Below are 17,014 nucleotides of genomic sequence, written 5' to 3'. Positions count from 1 at the left end.
AAGAGCCAGACATCTCAGTGCATTATAAGTGCTTTACCGGAAATATGGATTTTTCCGGTAAAGCCGTTTTTATGCCACCTTGCTTAGCGATGCCGCTTCATAATCTTTCAGCAATCGCTCTTTTTTGGCAGCCACCTTGCGCATATTGTTTTCTTTAATATGCCCATAACCACGAATATCATCGGGCAGGCGGGCCAGGGCAATGGCGATATCCAGGTTGTTTTCGTTCAGGCTTGAACCAAAGTTGCGCAGCATGTCCAGGTAGTCTTCAATTAACTGCCGCTCCATTTTGCGTTCTTCGGTTTTTCCAAACGGGTCCAGTCCTGTGCCACGCAAGCCCTTGAAGTGTTGCAGCAAGCCAAAGGCCTTCATCATCCATGGGCCGTATTTTTTCTTGATCAGGTGGCCATGCTTGTCTTTCTTGCTGAATGAGGGCGGGGCCAGATGAAAGTTCAGCTGGTAGTCCTTGCCGGGCTCGCCTTCAAACTCATGGCGTAACTGGTTCAGGAAAGCGGGGTCGGCATACAGCCGGGCCACTTCATATTCATCCTTGTAGCTCATGAGTTTGGCCAGGTTGCGTGCCACCGCTTCGGTCAGTTGTTGCGAACCCACCCCCAGACCCTGTTCCAGTTTGCGGATATGGCTTACCGCTTCGGTAAAACGGCGGGCATATTTTTTGTTCTGGTAATGGGTCAGATGGGTTTCAAGGCGGGCAATCAGCTTGTCCAGGCTTTCGGGCATGTTCACCAAAACTCCGGTTTCCTGGCGTTGCTGCCCGTTAAGTGGCAGTGAAGCGGTGCCGTGGTGGGCCAGGTAGCAACCCCATTCGAAGGCATCCAGGTTTTTCTGGACGGCAACGCCATTCAGTTCTATGGCCCGCAGGATGCTTTCCAGCTTAAGCGGGATTTTACCTTTTTGCCAGGCATAGCCCATTAACAAGGGGTTGGCAAAAATGGCATCACCCAGCAGCATCACGGCGTATCCGTTGGCATCCAGGAATTCACAATGATCCGGGCCCAGAATCTCTGTCAATTCATGGGCGGTGGCTGCGCTGGGATAGCGCCATTTCGGATCCTTGAACATTTCGGCCGTGGGGGATTTGGCGCTGTTGACGGCAGCAAAAGTTACACCACTACGTGTTTTGGAGGTGATGTCCTTGGATGCGGCCACAATCGCATCACAGGCAATGATCAGGTCGGCCTCGCCCATGCCAATGCGGGTGGCATGCAGGTCGGAAGGGTGGTTGCCAATCTGGATATGGCTGACCACGGCACCGCCTTTTTGTGCCAGACCGGTTACGTCCAGCACGTTGACGCCTTTGCCTTCAATATGGGCTGCCATGCCCAGCAGTGCACCAATGGTGACTACGCCAGTGCCACCCACGCCGGGTACCAGGATATTCCAGGGGCGTTCAAGACGGCATTCGGCAGGCAGGGGAATGCCGCCTTCTTTCTTTTCCACATTGCTGACGTTGACGGCCGGCTTGCGTACCTGGGCGCCCTCAGCCGTTACAAAGCTGGGGCAGAAGCCTTTCAGGCAGGAAAAGTCCTTGTTGCAGCTGGACTGGTTGATGCGTCGCTTGGTACCCATGGGGGTGTCATGCGGCTCTACGGAAAGGCAGTTGGATTGTACGCTGCAATCGCCACAGCCCTCGCAAACCGCTTCATTAATGAAAACACGTCGGGCCGGGTCGGGGTAGGTGTTGCGTTTGCGGCGGCGGCGTTTTTCGGTCGCGCAGGTCTGGTCATAAATCAGCGCCGTGGTGCCAATGGTGTCACGCAGTTCAATTTGCACTTCGTCCAATTGGTCCCGGTGGTAAACGCCGGGGTTTTTTTGCATGACTGCGCCTTTGTATTTTTCAGGCTCATCAGTTACGATCACTACCCGCGTAATGCCTTCAGCCACCAGCTGGTCGTTTATTTGTGGCACGGTCAAGGTGCCGTCTATGGGCTGGCCGCCGGTCATGGCCACCGCATCGTTATACAGGATTTTATAGGTAATGTTGGCCTTGGCCGCAATAGCAGCGCGAATGGCCAGAATCCCCGAATGAAAATACGTGCCGTCACCCAGGTTGGCAAAAATGTGTTTGGTGTCGGTAAAGGCTTTTTGCCCGATCCAGGCCACGCCTTCTCCTCCCATTTGCGAGAAGGTGTTCGTGTCGCGATCCATCCAGATGGTCATGTAATGGCAGCCAATGCCGGCCACGGCACGGGAACCTTCGGGCACCCGGGTAGAGGTGTTGTGCGGGCAGCCCGAGCAGAACCAGGGCTTGCGTTCCACCACCACCGATAGGCGCTGGTTTTCTTTTTCCTTGGCTTCGATCACGGCAATACGGGCCTTGATGCGAGCCTGAACCTCTTCGGGCAAGGGGTGTTTGGCCAGGCGCTTGGCAATCGCCTTGGCAATAATCGACGGAGACAGCTCATGATTGGGGGGCAGCAGCCAGTTGCCACGTGGCACCGACCACTCTCCACCCCCGTCATCGCGCGCGTCAAATTTGCCGTATACATCGGGGCGCACGTCATCGCGCCAGTTATACAACTCTTCTTTCAGGGCGTATTCCATAATCTGGCGCTTTTCTTCCACCACCAGGATTTCGTCCAGCCCCTGGGCAAAATTTCGTGCTCCCTGTGCTTCAAGGGGCCACACACAGCCTACCTTGTACAGGCGAATGCCAATCCGGGTACAGGTTTGTTCATCCAGACCCAGGTCAAACAGGGCCTGGCGCACGTCCAGGTAGGCTTTGCCCGCCGTCATGATGCCAAAGCGGGCATTGGGCGAATCAATCACTATTTTGTCCAGCTTGTTGGCTCGTACATAGGCCAGGGCGGCATACCACTTGTAATTGTTCAGGCGTGCTTCCTGCTCCAGGGGCGTGTCGGGCCAGCGGATATTCAGGCCCCCGGGTGGCATTTCAAAATCATTGGGAATAACAGTCTGGATGCGGTCCGGATCTATCTCTACCGAGGAGCTGGATTCAATCACATCGGTGACGCATTTCAGGCTGACCCATAGGCCTGAATAGCGGCTCATGGCCCAGCCGTGAAGACCAAAATCAAGGTATTCCTGCACATTGGACGGGTACAGGACAGGTATGCCGGCCGCCTGCAAATCGTGTTCTGACTGGTAGGCAACGGTCGAAGACTTGGCAGCGTGGTCATCGCCGGCAATGAGCAAGACCCCGCCGTATTGCGACGTGCCCGCATTGTTGGCATGCTTGAAAACGTCCATGGAACGGTCAAGGCCTGGCCCCTTGCCATACCACATGGCAAAGACGCCCTGTTTTTTTGCATCGGGGAAAAGGTTCAGCTGTTGCGAGCCCCAGATAGAGGTGGCTGCCAGTTCCTCATTGACACCGGGCTGAAACACAATATCGTTTTTATCCAGGTACTTTTGGGCTTTCCACAGGGATAAATCCACATTGCCCAGCGGAGAGCCCCGGTAGCCCGAGATAAAACCGCCGGTATTCAGTCCGGCTTTCATGTCCCGGCTTTTTTGAAGCATGGGGAGTCTGACCAGTGCCTGGGTTCCGCTCATGTAAACCCGGCCTTTTTCAAGGGTATATTTGTCATCCAGGGTAATGGAATCAAGTGCCGCTTGAGCCGCTTTGGATAGGGGGGCATTCATTTTTTGTCTCCAGAATCTTTGTCTGTGAATTATTTCTATAGTGATCAGCCAAAAACGCCTTGTATGCTTATACATACAATACCCCTTGTGGAGGTAAAAAGCGAATTGTGCTGAGGTTTCAGCTAAAGTTTATCTTTTTTACCGGGTATCGTAAAATTAAAAAAATCATTAACAGGTATCTGAAAAACAAATGTCCAAACAGGTTACTATCCGGCAATTCCGGTATTTTGCGGCAGCGGCCCGTACGGGGCGGTTTTCCATGGCGGCGGCCGAAGAGCACGTCTCACAATCGGCCATTACGAGTGCGGTGCTAAGCCTTGAAGCTCACCTGAAAGTAACGCTGTTTGAGCGCTTGCAGCATGGCGTTGCCTTAACGGCCGCAGGACATGATTTTTATCGCCATGTACGGTTTGTGCTGGATGCATTTGATGAGGCCCTGCATCGGCCCGGTCAGCAAAACAACGGAGTTTCGGGGGTGTTGCGGGTAGCCGCTTCCTATACCGTATTGGGTTATTTTTTGCCTGAATTGGTGCTGCGATTTAAAAAAGCCAACCCTGGCATACAGTTTGATCTGATTGATATGGAATTGGCCCAGATGGAGCAGGCGGTGTTGAATGGTGATATAGATATGGCGGTGGGTTTGACCTCCAATCTTAAGGATATTGGCCGGTTCGAACATCAGGTTTTGTTACGTTCAGCGCGTAAACTCTGGGTTTCCCCGTCGCACCCACTGGGTATGCGGGCTTCGGTTACACTACAGGAAATTGCCCCATACCCTTATATCCTGATTCTGGTGGATAATGCCCAAGAGTCCGGCCTGAGGTTCTGGCGCCGGCACCAGCTTGAGCCCAATGTGGTGCTGAAAACCCGTTCCATGGAGGCCGTGCGTGGGTTTGTGGCACAGGGGCTGGGGGTCACGATTCTGTCGGAAATGGTGTACAGGCCCTGGTCCCTTGAGGGGAAAAGAATTAATGCCGTGCCTATTGAAGATGGAGTGCCTGTGATGGAGGTGGGCATGTTCTGGCACAAATCAGTGCCTTTATGCGAAACGGCACAGGCTTTTAAACATTTTTTGGTGTACGCATGTCATTAGTCAAGTTCAAAAGTAAGTTGAAAACATTGAAAAGCAGGCTGGGAAAGCTGTTGTTTGCCATGGGCAGTGCGCCTATGGGCGTGGCATTGCTGTTGTGGCTGCCGCTTTGGTTTGTGCTGGATAATTTCCTGGTCGCTGGTATGGTGGCCATTTTTGTTTCATTTTTATTGGCCATGAGCGTGAGCCTGTACCGGCTGAATGCGGAAAAGCAGGAAGAGGGTGAGCAGGGTACAGGCGTTAAGCGGGAAGAGAGGGATCAGGAGACAGGCGTTACCACGCGGGAGCGTGGGAACGAGTAAGAGGGTGAGCAGGGTACAGGCGTTAAGCGGGAAGAGGGTGAGCAGGATACAGGCGTTACCACGCGGGAGCGTGGGAACGAGTAATGTTTTCTTTGGGTACATCAATGGCCATTTACTTGCTCCCACGCTCTGAACTGCTACTTGCTCCCATGCTCCAGCGTGGGAGCAAATATTACCGGCCTGCCGCTTTGGCGCTAATGCCACCGGCCACACCCATGTTTTCTTTGGGTACATCAATGGCCATTACCCGGACATCTTCTTGGGAAATCCCCAGGCTTACACTGGCTGCCTGGCTTAAGGCGGCAATCAGGGCGGCTTTCAATGCTTCGGTACGGCCTTCAATCAGGTGTACCTGAATGGTGGCAAAGGCTTTGCCTTCCTGGCCGGCAACCATGACCTCATGGGGTTGGAACTCCTGAAGGGTAATGCGGATGCTGGCCTCGGGGGCGCCAATGCTTTCCTGTACCGCCTTGTTGGCGTTTTTCAAGAGTGCCTGTTTTTGTTCCGTGCTGTGACCGGCAAGAATTTGTGCGTGAATAAATGGCATGATTTTCCTTTGGTTCCTTTGGTGTTAGGCAAAAAATTCCCCTTGGCTGGCAAGGGGAAAGCAGTAAAACCTGTTGCAAACAGATTAATTTATTTTTTGGGCAATCACTGTCAGGATACGGCGTGCCGTATTGCTGTTGTCGGGATTTCCGTTTTGGTCACGTACGGTCACCAATGATTGGGCACCCTGACTGTTGACTTCAATGGTGTAAGGCAGCGGGGTCAGGTTGCCTTTATCACCCCATAAACGGCTAATGAAATTGGCTGCCTGACGCTTTTCACCGGTGTCGGTGTCCAGATAACGGATAACGTAAGTGCCATTTGTGGCATTTGAGTCTTCAATTTTGAAGCCCGAAGCCGACAGCGCATTGCCTACCCGACGCCATGCCAGGTCTTGCGGTTCGTTGACCGACAAGGCAGCGGAACCTTCAACTAAACTGGCGATCCTGGGTTGGCTGACTGCAGGTGCCGCGGCTGCGGACTGTCTGATTTGCTGTTCGGCCCTGGCTTTGTCTGCGCCCAGATAAACCATCAGGCGGGACATCATGGCGGCGTTCAGACCCGGGTCTTCATTGGCGGGCAACCATTTGAATTCGGTGCCATCGCGGTCCATTTGAGTTTCCACCATACGTTCATGGCTAATGTATACCTCTGTTTTACCATTTACGCGTTCAAGACGGGTATGAAAACGCTCACGCTCGCCGCTGTCCGATACCATGTCTACAATGGAGCCCAGGGCGCGACGCAGGAAGTTGCCGGGAATCTTGGCACGGTTTTCAGCCCAGTCGGTTTCAATGATACCGGCCTTGGGGTTGTCACGGTTAATGGTGAAGCCTTCATCGGTCCAGAAAGCCACCAGTTTTGGATAGACAATGTTAGGGTCCTGGTTGATTTCCAGCCAGCGCAGGTCTCCGTTGCGACGTACTTCGATGCCATCAATGGTTGGCAGCACGTTGGCGCCCCTGGCATTGGCCGCGTTGGCGGCAGCCACGGACTGGTTATAGGCACTGGCAGAAGCGACTCCACCGGGTGCCGTGTATTGTGGCTTGATATCGGTACTGGACAGATCGGGTGGAATACTTAACGGGTCTCCGCGAACGGTGCTTTTGTAGTCAACCTGTTCTCCATCTCCCATGATTTCAGAAACGGCGTTACATCCGGCAAGCAGGGTTGCGGCTGCAATTAAACCCGATGCTGTAAGATGGCGTGCATTGATGCGCATAAATCTTGATCCTTGATATTTAAATAAGGCCCAGGCTTTCAAGGGCTTGGGTAACCGGAATCTTGTTTTGTTCACTGAGCCCGCACAGGGGGAGACGATAGCCCAATTGTGACAAACCAAGCTGGGCAACCGCCCATTTAACGGGAATGGGGTTGGCTTCAATGAAGAGTACTTTGCTCAATTGAGCCAGTTTGGCATTGAGGGCCCGTGTTGTGGGTACATCACCCTGGCGGGCGGCAACGCACAGCTCGTGCATGAGTTTTGGGGTGACATTGGCAGTGACCGAAATATTACCATTGGCGCCCAGCAAAATAAGGGCGGCGGCGGTTGGATCATCACCACTGAAAACCTGGAAGTGATCGGGCTTGTTGGCCAGCAGCAGGGCGCCACGCGCAATGTCGCCAGTGGCATCTTTGATGCCGATAATGTTTTGTACATTGGCCAAACGCAGAATGGTGTCGTTGCTCAGGTCGGCAACAGTGCGACCGGGTACGTTGTACAGAATGATGGGTAACCCACCTTCCTGTGCAATGGCACTAAAGTGCAGGAACAGTCCTTCCTGTGAAGGCTTGTTATAGTAGGGCACAACCGAAAGACCGGCCTGTGCACCTACTTTTTTGGCCTGTTGGGTCAGGTAAATGGCTTCATCGGTTGCATTGGCACCGACACCGGCAATAATCGGGATACGACCGGCGGCGTGTTCAACGGCAACACGGATAAGCTCGGTATGTTCATCAAAATCCACCGTGGGTGATTCGCCCGAGGTACCCACTACAACCAGTCCGTCGGAACCTTCCTGTACATGCCAGTCGATCAGCTTCTTGTAGGCTTCATAGTCAATCTTGCCGTTGGGCAACATGGGTGTAACTAATGCAGGAATACTGCCTGTAAAAATGGGATATGAAGAACTGTCGACCGTCATAATTAAAAAGTCCTGAACAGGGATAAATACAAACCGCTAAGCATAACGCTTTTTCGCGAATAGTTTAATAGAAATAAACGATATGATTGGGAAAACTGTTGAAAAAAAGCATAAACAAAGCATTTGCCGGGGTTTTTACCGGCATGTGTGTGTTTACAGGCCCAGGCTGGCGGGGTTGCCGGAGCCTTGACGGATCACTTCTGGTGTGCCTGATGACAGGTCGATCACGGTAGTGGGGGTGCCAGGGCAGCTGCCGCTGTCAATCACGCCCGCCAGTTCGTGGCCGTAATGGGCCATGATTTCTTCCGGATCATTCAGTGGTTCGGTCTCGTCCTTGGGAATAAAAGTGGTGGAAAGCAGGGGAGAGCCGACCGCCTCGATCAGGGCCAGGGTAATGGGGTGGTCGGGCACGCGAATGCCAATGGTTTTGCGTGAGGGGTGGGATACCCGGCGTGGCACGTCTTTGGTGGCTTCCAGGATAAATGTCCAGGGGCCTGGGGTGGCTGCTTTTAACAGGCGGTATTGCTGGTTGTCGACCTTTGCAAAATGCCCGATTTCGGCCAGGTCACGGCAGAGCAGGGTAAGGTGATGGCGCTCGTCAAGGCCGCGAATGCGTCGCAAATGTGCGGCGGCATCCTTGTCGTCAAGGCGGGCCAGGATGGCGTAGCTGGAATCGGTGGGCACCGCGATAAGCCCACCATCGTTAATCATTTGTGCGGCCTGTTTCAGCAGGCGGGTTTGCGGGTTTTGTGGATGAACATCAAATAAAATTGCCATGTCAGACCCTCTTGGTTGGAATTATCAGTGATAAAATTATGGGTTATTGTAGCTAATTAATGCAAATATTATTTACTCGGGTTAGAATAGCGGGCTTGTGTTGTCTCCGTAGCTCAACTGGATAGAGCACCCGCCTTCTAAGCGGGGGGTTGTGAGTTCGATTCTCGCCGGAGGCGCCATTCAATACGCCTGCGCTATTCAATACACCCAATACGTCATGGGGCATATTGCCAACATGCCCGTTCTTCAGTTTCACGCAATCATAATTTCATAATCTGCATTATGCCGAATCGGGCCTGCTTTGTATATGCCGGTTTTTTTCAGCAATCATGGCCATTTTCACGCCAGCTGTTCATGCGAATGCTTACTGGTTTCGCCAATGTGTGGCATAAACGTAGCCTGAAGCAAGCGTATCTCACATTTCTTTAATTTCATACACCAGTCATAAAGCTTGGCTATCCTTCCCGTACCTTGTAAATAACTCAAAGGAATTATTGTGAAGAAGCCATTTCGTTTATCTATATTAAGCCTGGTATTAAGCGCTATTTCTTTTTCTGCCCATGCGCAGCAGGAAATGCCCGCCGTACTGGAAGGCCATGCCATTTTGCCAGCCAACAGTGTGATCCAGGCCCCCGATAACGCACCCCAGGACCTGAAAGTGGCCGGAAAATATACCACCCGTGCCCGTGTTGAGGAGCTGGGCAGTCTCATGGGTAAATCCAATGGACGCGAGACGGGCCATAAAGTGCCATTCAAGGGCCAGCCTTTGCAGGGCCATTCGGGTATTCAGGTCATGGACGATGGCAGTGTCTGGATTGTGACTGACAACGGCTTTGGCAACAAAGCCAACTCGCTTGACTCCATGCTGTACGCCAACCAGTACACGATCGACTGGAAAACCGGCGAGTTCAAGCATTTGCAAACGGTGTTCCTGAGTGATCCCGACAAGAAAGTGCCTTTCCGTATCGTTCATGAAGATACCAAAGAGCGTTACCTGACCGGTTCAGATTTTGATCTGGAAAGCATGCAAATCATTGGTGACAATATCTGGTTTGGCGAAGAGTTTGGTCCCTTCCTGATCAAGGCCGATAAAACCGGTAAAGTACTGGCCGTGTATGAAACTGAAGTGGATGGCAAAAAAATCCAGTCTCCGGACAACTATCTGGTTGCAACGCCCGGCGCACCCGGTGAAACCTACAAAACCGTTAACCTGAAGCGATCCAAAGGCTATGAGGGCATGGCCGCCTCGGTGGATGGCAAATTCCTGTATCCGCTGATGGAAGGTCCGATTTGGGATGAAAACACCAAAGACTGGGAAAAGTCCGGCGATAAAACCGCATTGCGCGTACTTGAATTTGATGTGGGTGCAGAAAAATGGACGGGCCGTTCATGGTTTTACCCGTTGGAAGCCAGCCACCACGCAATTGGCGACTTCAACATGATTGATGCCACCACCGCCCTTATTATTGAGCGTGACAATGGCGAGGGTACGCCCGACAAGGCCTGTAAAGAGGGTGAAGACACCAGCAAATGCTTTGCAGACTTGCCCAAGTTCAAGCGTGTCTATAAAGTTGAGTTCAGCCCGGAAACCGCCGGCAAGGACGTGCGTAAAATTGCCTATATTGATTTGCTGAACATTCAGGACCCCAATAAGGTTGCGCGCAAGCCCCTGACCAACGGTGTGTTTCAGTTTCCGTTCTTTACCATTGAAGACGTGGATGTGATTGATGGTGAGCGTATCGTGGTGGGTAATGATAATAACTACCCATATTCTTCAAGCCGCGAGCCTAACCAGCAAGATGATAACGAATTGATTTTGCTTAATGTAAAAGAACTGTTGCAAGCCAAATAAGTGCTGGCCTGGTAACAGGCAGGCATCAGGCAGTCAAGCCCCGCGTTTGCCGTTAAGGGCCAGGTGAAAACCTGGCCTTTTTAATGTATCGTTTTTTGATTTTTTCGGTCATTATGTTTCAGTTTGTGGTTTGTGGGTTTTTAATAGGTAAAACATGGCTTTTTTTGCCCACAATCTATATCATCTTGTTAACACATCTTAAAAACAGCTGAATTTCTTGTTATTCAATAATTTATCTTTTTAATCAAAGACTTAGGCGTTTTTTTAATTTTTACAAATTTTAATAATATCAGAGACAGGGTTAAGCCCGGATTTTGCATAAGTTTTTTTATTGCATTTGAAAATTTTGTATCTAAAACAACACAGCATTAATCAGTAAAGCATTTTCAAAATCAACACAGATCAAGAAGTTTTTAAAAGGTATATCTAAAATATATCTTTTAGGGCGGTTGTTTGATTTAAATCAGAAGTTGATCAGGTTTAACCCGTAGAATTTCCATTAACGGATGCCCGAACATGAATAACGGGAAATTATTCACCAGGGCAATACCCGGAAATTTTATTTTTTATCCAGGAGAAGTCTATGAAAGTGAATAAATTGGTTGCCGCCGTCTCTATGGCCTTGAGCATGGGTTTGGTGTCTGGCGCCGTGATGGCTAAAGAGGGCAATGTTGCTAACGTTGCTTTAGAGCAGCCCGCCTCCGAGGCCATCAAAAAATTGCCCATTGAAAAGGCGGTGCGTGTAGCGCCCCCAATGGTGCCGCCTCCAATTACCCGCAAGCATCCGGCGCGTGTGGTGGTTGAAATGGAAACCGTTGAAAAAGTCATGAAAATGGCTGATGGCGTAGATTACATGTACTGGACATTTGACAGCACCGTACCAGGAACGTTCCTGCGCGTGCGTGAGGGTGATACCGTTGAGTTTCATCTGTCCAACCACCCCAGCTCAAAAATGCCACACAATATTGACTTGCACGCCGTCACTGGCCCAGGTGGTGGTGCCGCTTCGTCTTTGACAGCGCCCGGACATACCTCTGTATTCAGTTTCAAAACCCTGAACCCCGGCCTGTATGTGTACCACTGTGCCACTTCGCCCGTAGGTATGCATATTGCCAACGGCATGTACGGTTTGATTCTGGTTGAGCCTAAAGAAGGTTTGCCTAAAGTGGATCGCGAATACTACGTCATGCAAGGTGACTTCTACACCAAAGGTGGTTATGGTGAACCCGGCCTGCAACCTTTCGACATGAAAAAAGCCATTGAAGAAAATGCCGATTATGTGGTCTTTAACGGTTCAGTGGGTGCCTTGGCCGGTGAAAATGCCCTGAAAGCGGAAGTGGGTGAAAACGTTCGTCTTTTTGTGGGTAACGGTGGTCCCAACCTGGTATCTTCTTTCCACGTGATTGGTGAGATCTTCGACAAAGTTTATGTTGAGGGTGGCAAACTGGTGAATGAGCATATCCAGACAACCCTGGTTCCGGCCGGTGGTGCCACCATGGTTGAATTCAAGGTAGACGTGCCCGGTGACCTGGTCATGGTTGATCACTCCATTTTCCGTGCCTTCAATAAAGGTGCTTTGGGTAATATCAAAGTAAGCGGTGCTGAAAACAAGGAAATCTATTCCGGCAAACAAATGGATGCGGTGTATCTGCCTGAAGGCTCTGCCATTCAGTCGGTTGATACCGGTGCGGCACCCACCCCGGCCGTTGCCCAGAACCTGGAAGAAAAAATCAAGTTTGGTCAGCGTGTTTATGAAGCCAACTGCCAGGCATGTCACCAGGCCGGTGGTGTGGGTATTTCCGGTGCCTTCCCTCCGCTGGCGGCATCTGATTACCTGAATGCTGATCACAAAAGGGCTGCGAACGTCATTGTGCACGGTTTGTCTGGTGAAATTACCGTTAATGGCAACAAGTGGAATAGTGTGATGCCCGCCATGTTGCTTAGCGATAATGATGTGGCTAACGTAGTTACCTATGTATTGAACAGCTGGGGTAATAAAGGTGGTGAAATTTCGCCCGAAGACGTGGCAGCGCAACGTAAGGCGGCACCTGTACAGGCAGTACCCGGCGCGCACTAAGCATGCTATTGTGCATGCAAGGCAGGAATAGGGCATGAAGGCGTCTATATATAAATATAGGTGCGAGCTTATAAAGCAGTATTTATGGGCTAATGAATAAGTGTCCTATTCCCCAATCCGTACACACTGCCTTCGGTGCCCGTGCATTGAAGGCAGTGTTTTGTTTTTCTACCTAAAGAGCGAGCTATGACAACCTCCCATTGCCAGCAGGCTTCCCAACATGCATCTGCCATACGTGGCAAAAAGAATCGTGCCAGTAAACCGGTTTTGGCCGGTATCGCTGCCGTTCTGTCTGCCATTACCATGCCAGTGCAGGCGGTTGAAATGGCCAGCTTGCCACAGGGTGAATATCGGCCTTTGTATTCCAGCCAGGCCAGCCCTTTGGAATGGGTCAGGGCATTCAGAATAGATACGACACCCGTGACCAACCTGGAATTTGCCGAATTCATCAGGCAGCACCCGCAATGGTCGCCCGATAAAATCCAGAAAATGTTTGCTGAAGAAGGTTATTTAAAGCATTGGTTAAAGGAAAATGACCAGTGGATGCCTAAAACCATTGATGCCCAAAGCCCGGTTAGCAATGTTTCCTGGTTTGCAGCCCAGGCCTACTGCAAGGCCCAGGGCAAGCGCCTGCCCACCATTGCCGAATGGGAATACGCCGCGCGCGCCTCTGAAACCAGGGTGGATGCCACCAAAGACAAAGACTTCACCCAGAAAATCCTGAACTGGTACGCCAAACCCGCCACCGCCAGCTTGCCCGCCATTAAACAGGACAAACCCAATTACTGGGGCATTTATGACATGCATGGACTTATCTGGGAATGGACCCAGGACTTCAACGCTACCGTATCCAGCAAACTGCAAACCTCAAACGTTGAAAATGTAGAGGTGGATGGCCGTACCGTTACCCTTGACCTTGGGGCGTTTTGTGGCGCAGGCGCCGAAGGGGTGGCAGACCCCAGCGACTACGCCGCCTTCATGCGCTATGGTTTCAGGTCCAGCCTGAAAGCGCCATTCACGCTGGACACATTAGGCTTCAGGTGTGCCATGGACGGGGCCGCAAACCCGTAGGGCCGAATCCGCTACGGTATTCAGCCGTTTACAAGCCTGCCTGTTGCATTCGCCGCTCGCATTGTCGGGCGGTTTTGTATTAAAACAACATATATGTTATATTTTAACAACATGAAAAATGCGTACTACGTAGTGAGGCAGGGCTGTAGAAGAGATATTGTGTATTAACAATTGCGGTGCTGTCCAATCGGCAGTACAGTAAAGATTCATGCGGTTTTAGACGTATGTCTTAAAGTGTTTGGTTGGGTGAGCTTAACAGTTTCGAAGGGAAAATGGCTTGCTTGATAATCGGTCTGTTGTATCAGGTTTGTTGCTCGGTACCAACATAAAAGCCACAAAAAAGGGTTTTTATGAAGAAGTTGGTAGCCAGAAAGTCAAAAATTTGGTGCAATAACTACAACTTCCCTTCGCGGAGTTTTATAGAGCGGTAGAACATAATGTCTTGATCGCTGCTCTGATCACTCAAAATCTACGGAGATTTAACAAATGAAAAAGACTTTGCTAACTGCAGCTCTAGTTGCTGGCTTTGCTAGCGCAGCTCACGCAGAAACATCAGTAACACTGTACGGCCTGGTCGACGGTGGTGTTGGTTACAATACTCAAAAAACCACATGGAGTGGCGATTTCGGTAGCGGTTCATTCAAAAACCGTGGTTTCGAATTCAAAAACGGTGTTAAAAACGGTAACCGTTGGGGTCTGAAAGGTACAGAAGATCTGGGTAATGGCACCAGCGCCATTTTCCAACTGGAAAGCGGTTTCGATCTGGGTAACGGTACACAAGCTCAAAGAGATGGTAACAGGGATCGCCTGTTCGGTCGTAAAGCTATTGTTGGTTTGACAGGTGAAAGCTGGGGTACATTGACTTTAGGTCGCCAGTACAACGCGGCTGACGACTTCGTTGCTCCTATCGATCCATTCGGTACCGGCTGGGGTCAGGCTGCTGTTGGTTCGGCCTTTGGTGGTAGTGTTTCTGCCCGTTATGACAATGTTGTTAAATATGTAACTCCTAACTTCTCAGGCTTCCAGTTGGGTCTGGGTTGGACTGGTGATAACAATAAAAAAACATATCGTAACGATACTTACGGTACTGACTATGAAACAGAAGATAAATCTAACGGTTTCACTTTTGGTCTTGGTTACAATAACGGCCCTATCCAAGTAGGAGCTTCTTTCGACTACCTGCGTAACAAAGAAACAGATTCACGAACACCACTTGCTAACGTAGATACTAAAGTTAAAGTATGGAACTTGGGCTTTGCCTACGATTTCGACATTGTTAAGCTGCACTTGATGTATGGTCAGCAAAATGATGGCGCGATCGGTGGAATTGGTTTGGCTGGCGATATTGCTCTGCCTGCAGATCCTCAATTCGCAAGTTTTGGTAGTGACTTGGTTGGTGATGGCTATCGTCAAAAATCATGGTTGCTGGGCTTATCAGCTCCTGTAACCGAAGCTGGTAAAGTATATTTCTCTTACACAGGTAACAACATCAAAAACAAAGAAGAGTTTGATGGCAAAATCACCAGCCACATCTTCAACTTGGGTTACCTGCACAGCCTGTCCAAGCGCACCAGCGTTTACGCAGTTGCTTCTTATGGTCAGTCTAAGCTGAAAGTCAACGAAACACTTTTCGATGGCCAAGCTAAACTGAAATCAACAGAAGTTGTTCTGGGCTTGCAACACCGCTTCTAATCAATCGCATGGCTTAGCCGTGTAATTGAAAAGCTAAAAAACCACCTGTTTATGCAGGTGGTTTTTTTATGGGCGCTTGGTTTTTAAGGCTTCTTGCTTAAGTTCTAAATTGGCTTTTGATTTTTCTAGTATGTCGTGTTGGTTTCAAAAATGGAGCTTGCTACAAAAAACAGGCCTATCCGTACCTTCTAAAAACAGGCAAAAGGTGTGGCCAGTGTAGTCTCCTGCGGCGACTTCGGCCCGCAGGGGCATCGGAGCAAAGGAGGCTGCACTGACCGCACCGTGCTAAAATTAAAGTAAAGCAAGACAAGCAGAACAATGTAAACGCTTATGTTCACCTGCCTGCAGGTATTCCCCATTGCATGAAACAGGAATTTTCACCATGGCTTCTACCATACCCACTCTAAAGCATACCCTGCGCCAGGCTGGCTACCTGCTCACTCTCTTCATCTTTCCCGTCTCAGCTCACGCCACAGGTCTCCAGCTTTACGGCACCCTTGATGGCGGTTACCGCTATCACTTCAGCAAAACCCAAGGCCACTTCACTCATCCCGACACCGGCCAATCCACCCCGTTCTCTATCCGTTCCCAAAACAGCGGCATTGCCAGTGGTCTGAAAAATGACAGTAAAATAGGTCTGCGCGGATCCCATGAAATAGGTGGTGGCAACCGCATCTTTTTTGAGCTGGAAGAAGATGTTGATATTGCTACCGGCCGCCGTGGCCGTGACAGGGGTACCCGCGTTATTGGTATTGGTGGGTAGCTAAAAATGACAAGTAATAAAAACTACTTGCCCTGTCAAGTAGTTTTGCAAATATTCTTTATAAACACGAAAAAACAGGAAATATGTCGTTTTCCCTAATACTTTGGGTTTCATCCTGCCCATGAAATGCTACAATCAGAAGGTTTAAGAAATTTAATCAAGTTTTCAATTTAGGTGGCTGCGTAACATGAATTTAGCTGAATATTTTCCAGTGTTGCTGTTTATTCTCGTTGCGGGTGGTTTGGGTTCATTTCTGTTGCTAGCGGGGCGTTTTCTGGGCCCCAACCGGCCAGACCCTGAAAAAAACTCACCCTACGAGTGCGGATTTGAGGCCTTCGAAGATGCCCGCATGAAATTTGACGTGCGTTACTATCTTGTCGCCATCCTGTTTATTCTGTTCGATCTTGAAATCGCCTATCTTTTCCCATGGGCTATTGCCAACGGGCATGTCGGCCTGGTTGGTTTCTGGACCGTCATTGTGTTCCTGGCAGTCCTCACTGCCGGTTTTGTTTATGAATGGAAAAAGGGTGCACTTGACTGGGATTAATCCAAGTGGTGTGTAAAAACTATGTCTGATCAAAATGTATTAAATAAACAGGGCTTTCTGGTTACCAGTGCAGATGCCGTCATCAATTGGGCCAAAACCGGTTCCATGTGGCCAGCCACTTTCGGGCTGGCCTGCTGTGCGGTTGAAATGATGCACGCTGGTGCTGCACGGTATGACCTTGACCAGTTCGGTATCATTTTTCGCCCCAGTCCCCGTCAATCCGACGTCATGATCGTGGCCGGTACCCTTTGCAATAAAATGGCGGCCCCTCTGCGTAAAGTTTATGATCAAATGGCCGAGCCCCGCTGGGTTGTTTCCATGGGCTCCTGTGCCAATGGTGGTGGTTATTACCACTATTCCTACTCGGTCGTTCGGGGCTGCGATCGTATTGTGCCGGTTGATATCTACGTGCCGGGCTGTCCGCCAACAGCCGAGGCCCTCATCTACGGTATGTTGCAATTGCAGAATAAAATCCGCCATACCAACACCATTGCGCGTGAAGCGTAAGATGTTGGCAAGCTAAGGT

The 17,014-nt window shown here is 50.4% G+C and carries 14 protein-coding genes and 1 tRNA gene; 10 read left to right on the top strand and 5 right to left on the bottom strand.

Features of this window, described 5'->3' with window-relative positions; all coding sequences use genetic code 11:
- Positions 1-69: 69 nt before the first annotated feature.
- A complete protein-coding gene (locus KU392_RS02050; protein WP_217734406.1) occupies positions 70-3,627 on the bottom strand; it encodes an indolepyruvate ferredoxin oxidoreductase family protein in 3,558 nt (1,185 codons plus the stop codon).
- 190 nt (positions 3,628-3,817) lie between these two features.
- On the opposite strand from KU392_RS02050, the gene KU392_RS02045 reads away from it, so the two are divergent.
- Complete coding sequence (locus tag KU392_RS02045) at positions 3,818-4,720, top strand: LysR family transcriptional regulator (RefSeq protein WP_217734405.1); 903 nt, start codon at positions 3,818-3,820, stop codon at positions 4,718-4,720.
- Positions 4,711-5,019, top strand: a complete 309-nt coding sequence (locus tag KU392_RS02040) for a hypothetical protein (RefSeq protein ID WP_217734404.1) — start codon at positions 4,711-4,713, stop codon at positions 5,017-5,019. The genes KU392_RS02045 and KU392_RS02040 overlap by 10 nt, the downstream gene beginning before the upstream one ends.
- A gap of 172 nt (positions 5,020-5,191) precedes the next feature.
- Here the strand turns inward: KU392_RS02040 and KU392_RS02035 are convergent, their stop codons facing one another.
- From KU392_RS02035 to KU392_RS02020, 4 genes are all read right to left on the bottom strand, one after another.
- Positions 5,192-5,566, bottom strand: a complete 375-nt coding sequence (locus KU392_RS02035) for a tautomerase family protein (protein WP_169294033.1) — start codon at positions 5,564-5,566, stop codon at positions 5,192-5,194.
- An 84-nt stretch (positions 5,567-5,650) separates the two neighbouring features.
- On the bottom strand, positions 5,651-6,787 hold the full coding sequence (gene bamC / locus KU392_RS02030; RefSeq protein ID WP_217734403.1) for an outer membrane protein assembly factor BamC: 1,137 nt from the start codon (positions 6,785-6,787) through the stop codon (positions 5,651-5,653).
- 19 nt (positions 6,788-6,806) lie between these two features.
- A complete protein-coding gene (dapA, locus tag KU392_RS02025; RefSeq protein ID WP_169294035.1) occupies positions 6,807-7,709 on the bottom strand; it encodes a 4-hydroxy-tetrahydrodipicolinate synthase in 903 nt (300 codons plus the stop codon).
- A 153-nt stretch (positions 7,710-7,862) separates the two neighbouring features.
- Positions 7,863-8,486: an L-threonylcarbamoyladenylate synthase gene (locus KU392_RS02020; protein ID WP_217734402.1), complete on the bottom strand. Its 624-nt coding sequence runs from the start codon at positions 8,484-8,486 to the stop codon at positions 7,863-7,865.
- Positions 8,487-8,588: 102 nt separating this feature from the next.
- Between KU392_RS02020 and KU392_RS02015 the strand changes: the two genes are divergently transcribed.
- The 8 genes from KU392_RS02015 to KU392_RS01980 all read left to right on the top strand — a co-directional run bounded on the left by KU392_RS02015 (position 8,589) and on the right by KU392_RS01980 (position 16,995).
- Positions 8,589-8,665 (top strand) — tRNA-Arg (locus KU392_RS02015).
- 317 nt (positions 8,666-8,982) lie between these two features.
- Positions 8,983-10,338 (top strand): esterase-like activity of phytase family protein, encoded by a 1,356-nt coding sequence (locus KU392_RS02010; RefSeq protein ID WP_343212392.1) that lies wholly within the window; start codon positions 8,983-8,985, stop codon positions 10,336-10,338.
- A gap of 583 nt (positions 10,339-10,921) precedes the next feature.
- Positions 10,922-12,415, top strand: a complete 1,494-nt coding sequence (nirK, locus tag KU392_RS02005; protein WP_217734401.1) for a copper-containing nitrite reductase — start codon at positions 10,922-10,924, stop codon at positions 12,413-12,415.
- 186 nt (positions 12,416-12,601) lie between these two features.
- Positions 12,602-13,486, top strand: coding sequence for a formylglycine-generating enzyme family protein (locus KU392_RS02000; protein ID WP_217734400.1), 885 nt, complete (start codon positions 12,602-12,604; stop codon positions 13,484-13,486).
- Positions 13,487-13,972: 486 nt separating this feature from the next.
- Positions 13,973-15,178, top strand: a complete 1,206-nt coding sequence (locus KU392_RS01995) for a porin (RefSeq protein ID WP_217734399.1) — start codon at positions 13,973-13,975, stop codon at positions 15,176-15,178.
- Positions 15,179-15,560: 382 nt separating this feature from the next.
- Positions 15,561-15,941, top strand: a complete 381-nt coding sequence (locus tag KU392_RS01990) for a porin (protein ID WP_217734398.1) — start codon at positions 15,561-15,563, stop codon at positions 15,939-15,941.
- A gap of 187 nt (positions 15,942-16,128) precedes the next feature.
- Complete coding sequence (locus KU392_RS01985) at positions 16,129-16,488, top strand: NADH-quinone oxidoreductase subunit A (protein WP_169294040.1); 360 nt, start codon at positions 16,129-16,131, stop codon at positions 16,486-16,488.
- Between the two features lie 21 nt (positions 16,489-16,509).
- Complete coding sequence (locus KU392_RS01980) at positions 16,510-16,995, top strand: NuoB/complex I 20 kDa subunit family protein (RefSeq protein WP_169294041.1); 486 nt, start codon at positions 16,510-16,512, stop codon at positions 16,993-16,995.
- Positions 16,996-17,014 lie beyond the last annotated feature (19 nt).

It is taken from the genome of Advenella alkanexedens (assembly GCF_019132845.1).
Classification (GTDB): Bacteria; Pseudomonadota; Gammaproteobacteria; order Burkholderiales; family Burkholderiaceae_B; genus Advenella; species Advenella alkanexedens.
This window is presented reverse-complemented; position numbering and strand designations above follow the sequence as displayed.

Excerpts from the sequence above, each read along its gene's own strand:
- KU392_RS02050 (WP_217734406.1), bottom strand. The coding sequence starts at position 3,627 with ATGAATGCCCCCCTATCCAAAGCGGCTCAAGCGGCACTTGATTCCATT.
- KU392_RS02045 (WP_217734405.1), top strand. The coding sequence starts at position 3,818 with ATGTCCAAACAGGTTACTATCCGGCAATTCCGGTATTTTGCGGCAGCG.
- KU392_RS02040 (WP_217734404.1), top strand. The coding sequence starts at position 4,711 with ATGTCATTAGTCAAGTTCAAAAGTAAGTTGAAAACATTGAAAAGCAGG.
- KU392_RS02035 (WP_169294033.1), bottom strand. The coding sequence starts at position 5,566 with ATGCCATTTATTCACGCACAAATTCTTGCCGGTCACAGCACGGAACAA.
- bamC (WP_217734403.1), bottom strand. The coding sequence starts at position 6,787 with ATGCGCATCAATGCACGCCATCTTACAGCATCGGGTTTAATTGCAGCC.
- dapA (WP_169294035.1), bottom strand. The coding sequence starts at position 7,709 with ATGACGGTCGACAGTTCTTCATATCCCATTTTTACAGGCAGTATTCCT.
- KU392_RS02020 (WP_217734402.1), bottom strand. The coding sequence starts at position 8,486 with ATGGCAATTTTATTTGATGTTCATCCACAAAACCCGCAAACCCGCCTG.
- nirK (WP_217734401.1), top strand. The coding sequence starts at position 10,922 with ATGAAAGTGAATAAATTGGTTGCCGCCGTCTCTATGGCCTTGAGCATG.
- KU392_RS02000 (WP_217734400.1), top strand. The coding sequence starts at position 12,602 with ATGACAACCTCCCATTGCCAGCAGGCTTCCCAACATGCATCTGCCATA.
- KU392_RS01995 (WP_217734399.1), top strand. The coding sequence starts at position 13,973 with ATGAAAAAGACTTTGCTAACTGCAGCTCTAGTTGCTGGCTTTGCTAGC.
- KU392_RS01990 (WP_217734398.1), top strand. The coding sequence starts at position 15,561 with ATGGCTTCTACCATACCCACTCTAAAGCATACCCTGCGCCAGGCTGGC.
- KU392_RS01985 (WP_169294040.1), top strand. The coding sequence starts at position 16,129 with ATGAATTTAGCTGAATATTTTCCAGTGTTGCTGTTTATTCTCGTTGCG.
- KU392_RS01980 (WP_169294041.1), top strand. The coding sequence starts at position 16,510 with ATGTCTGATCAAAATGTATTAAATAAACAGGGCTTTCTGGTTACCAGT.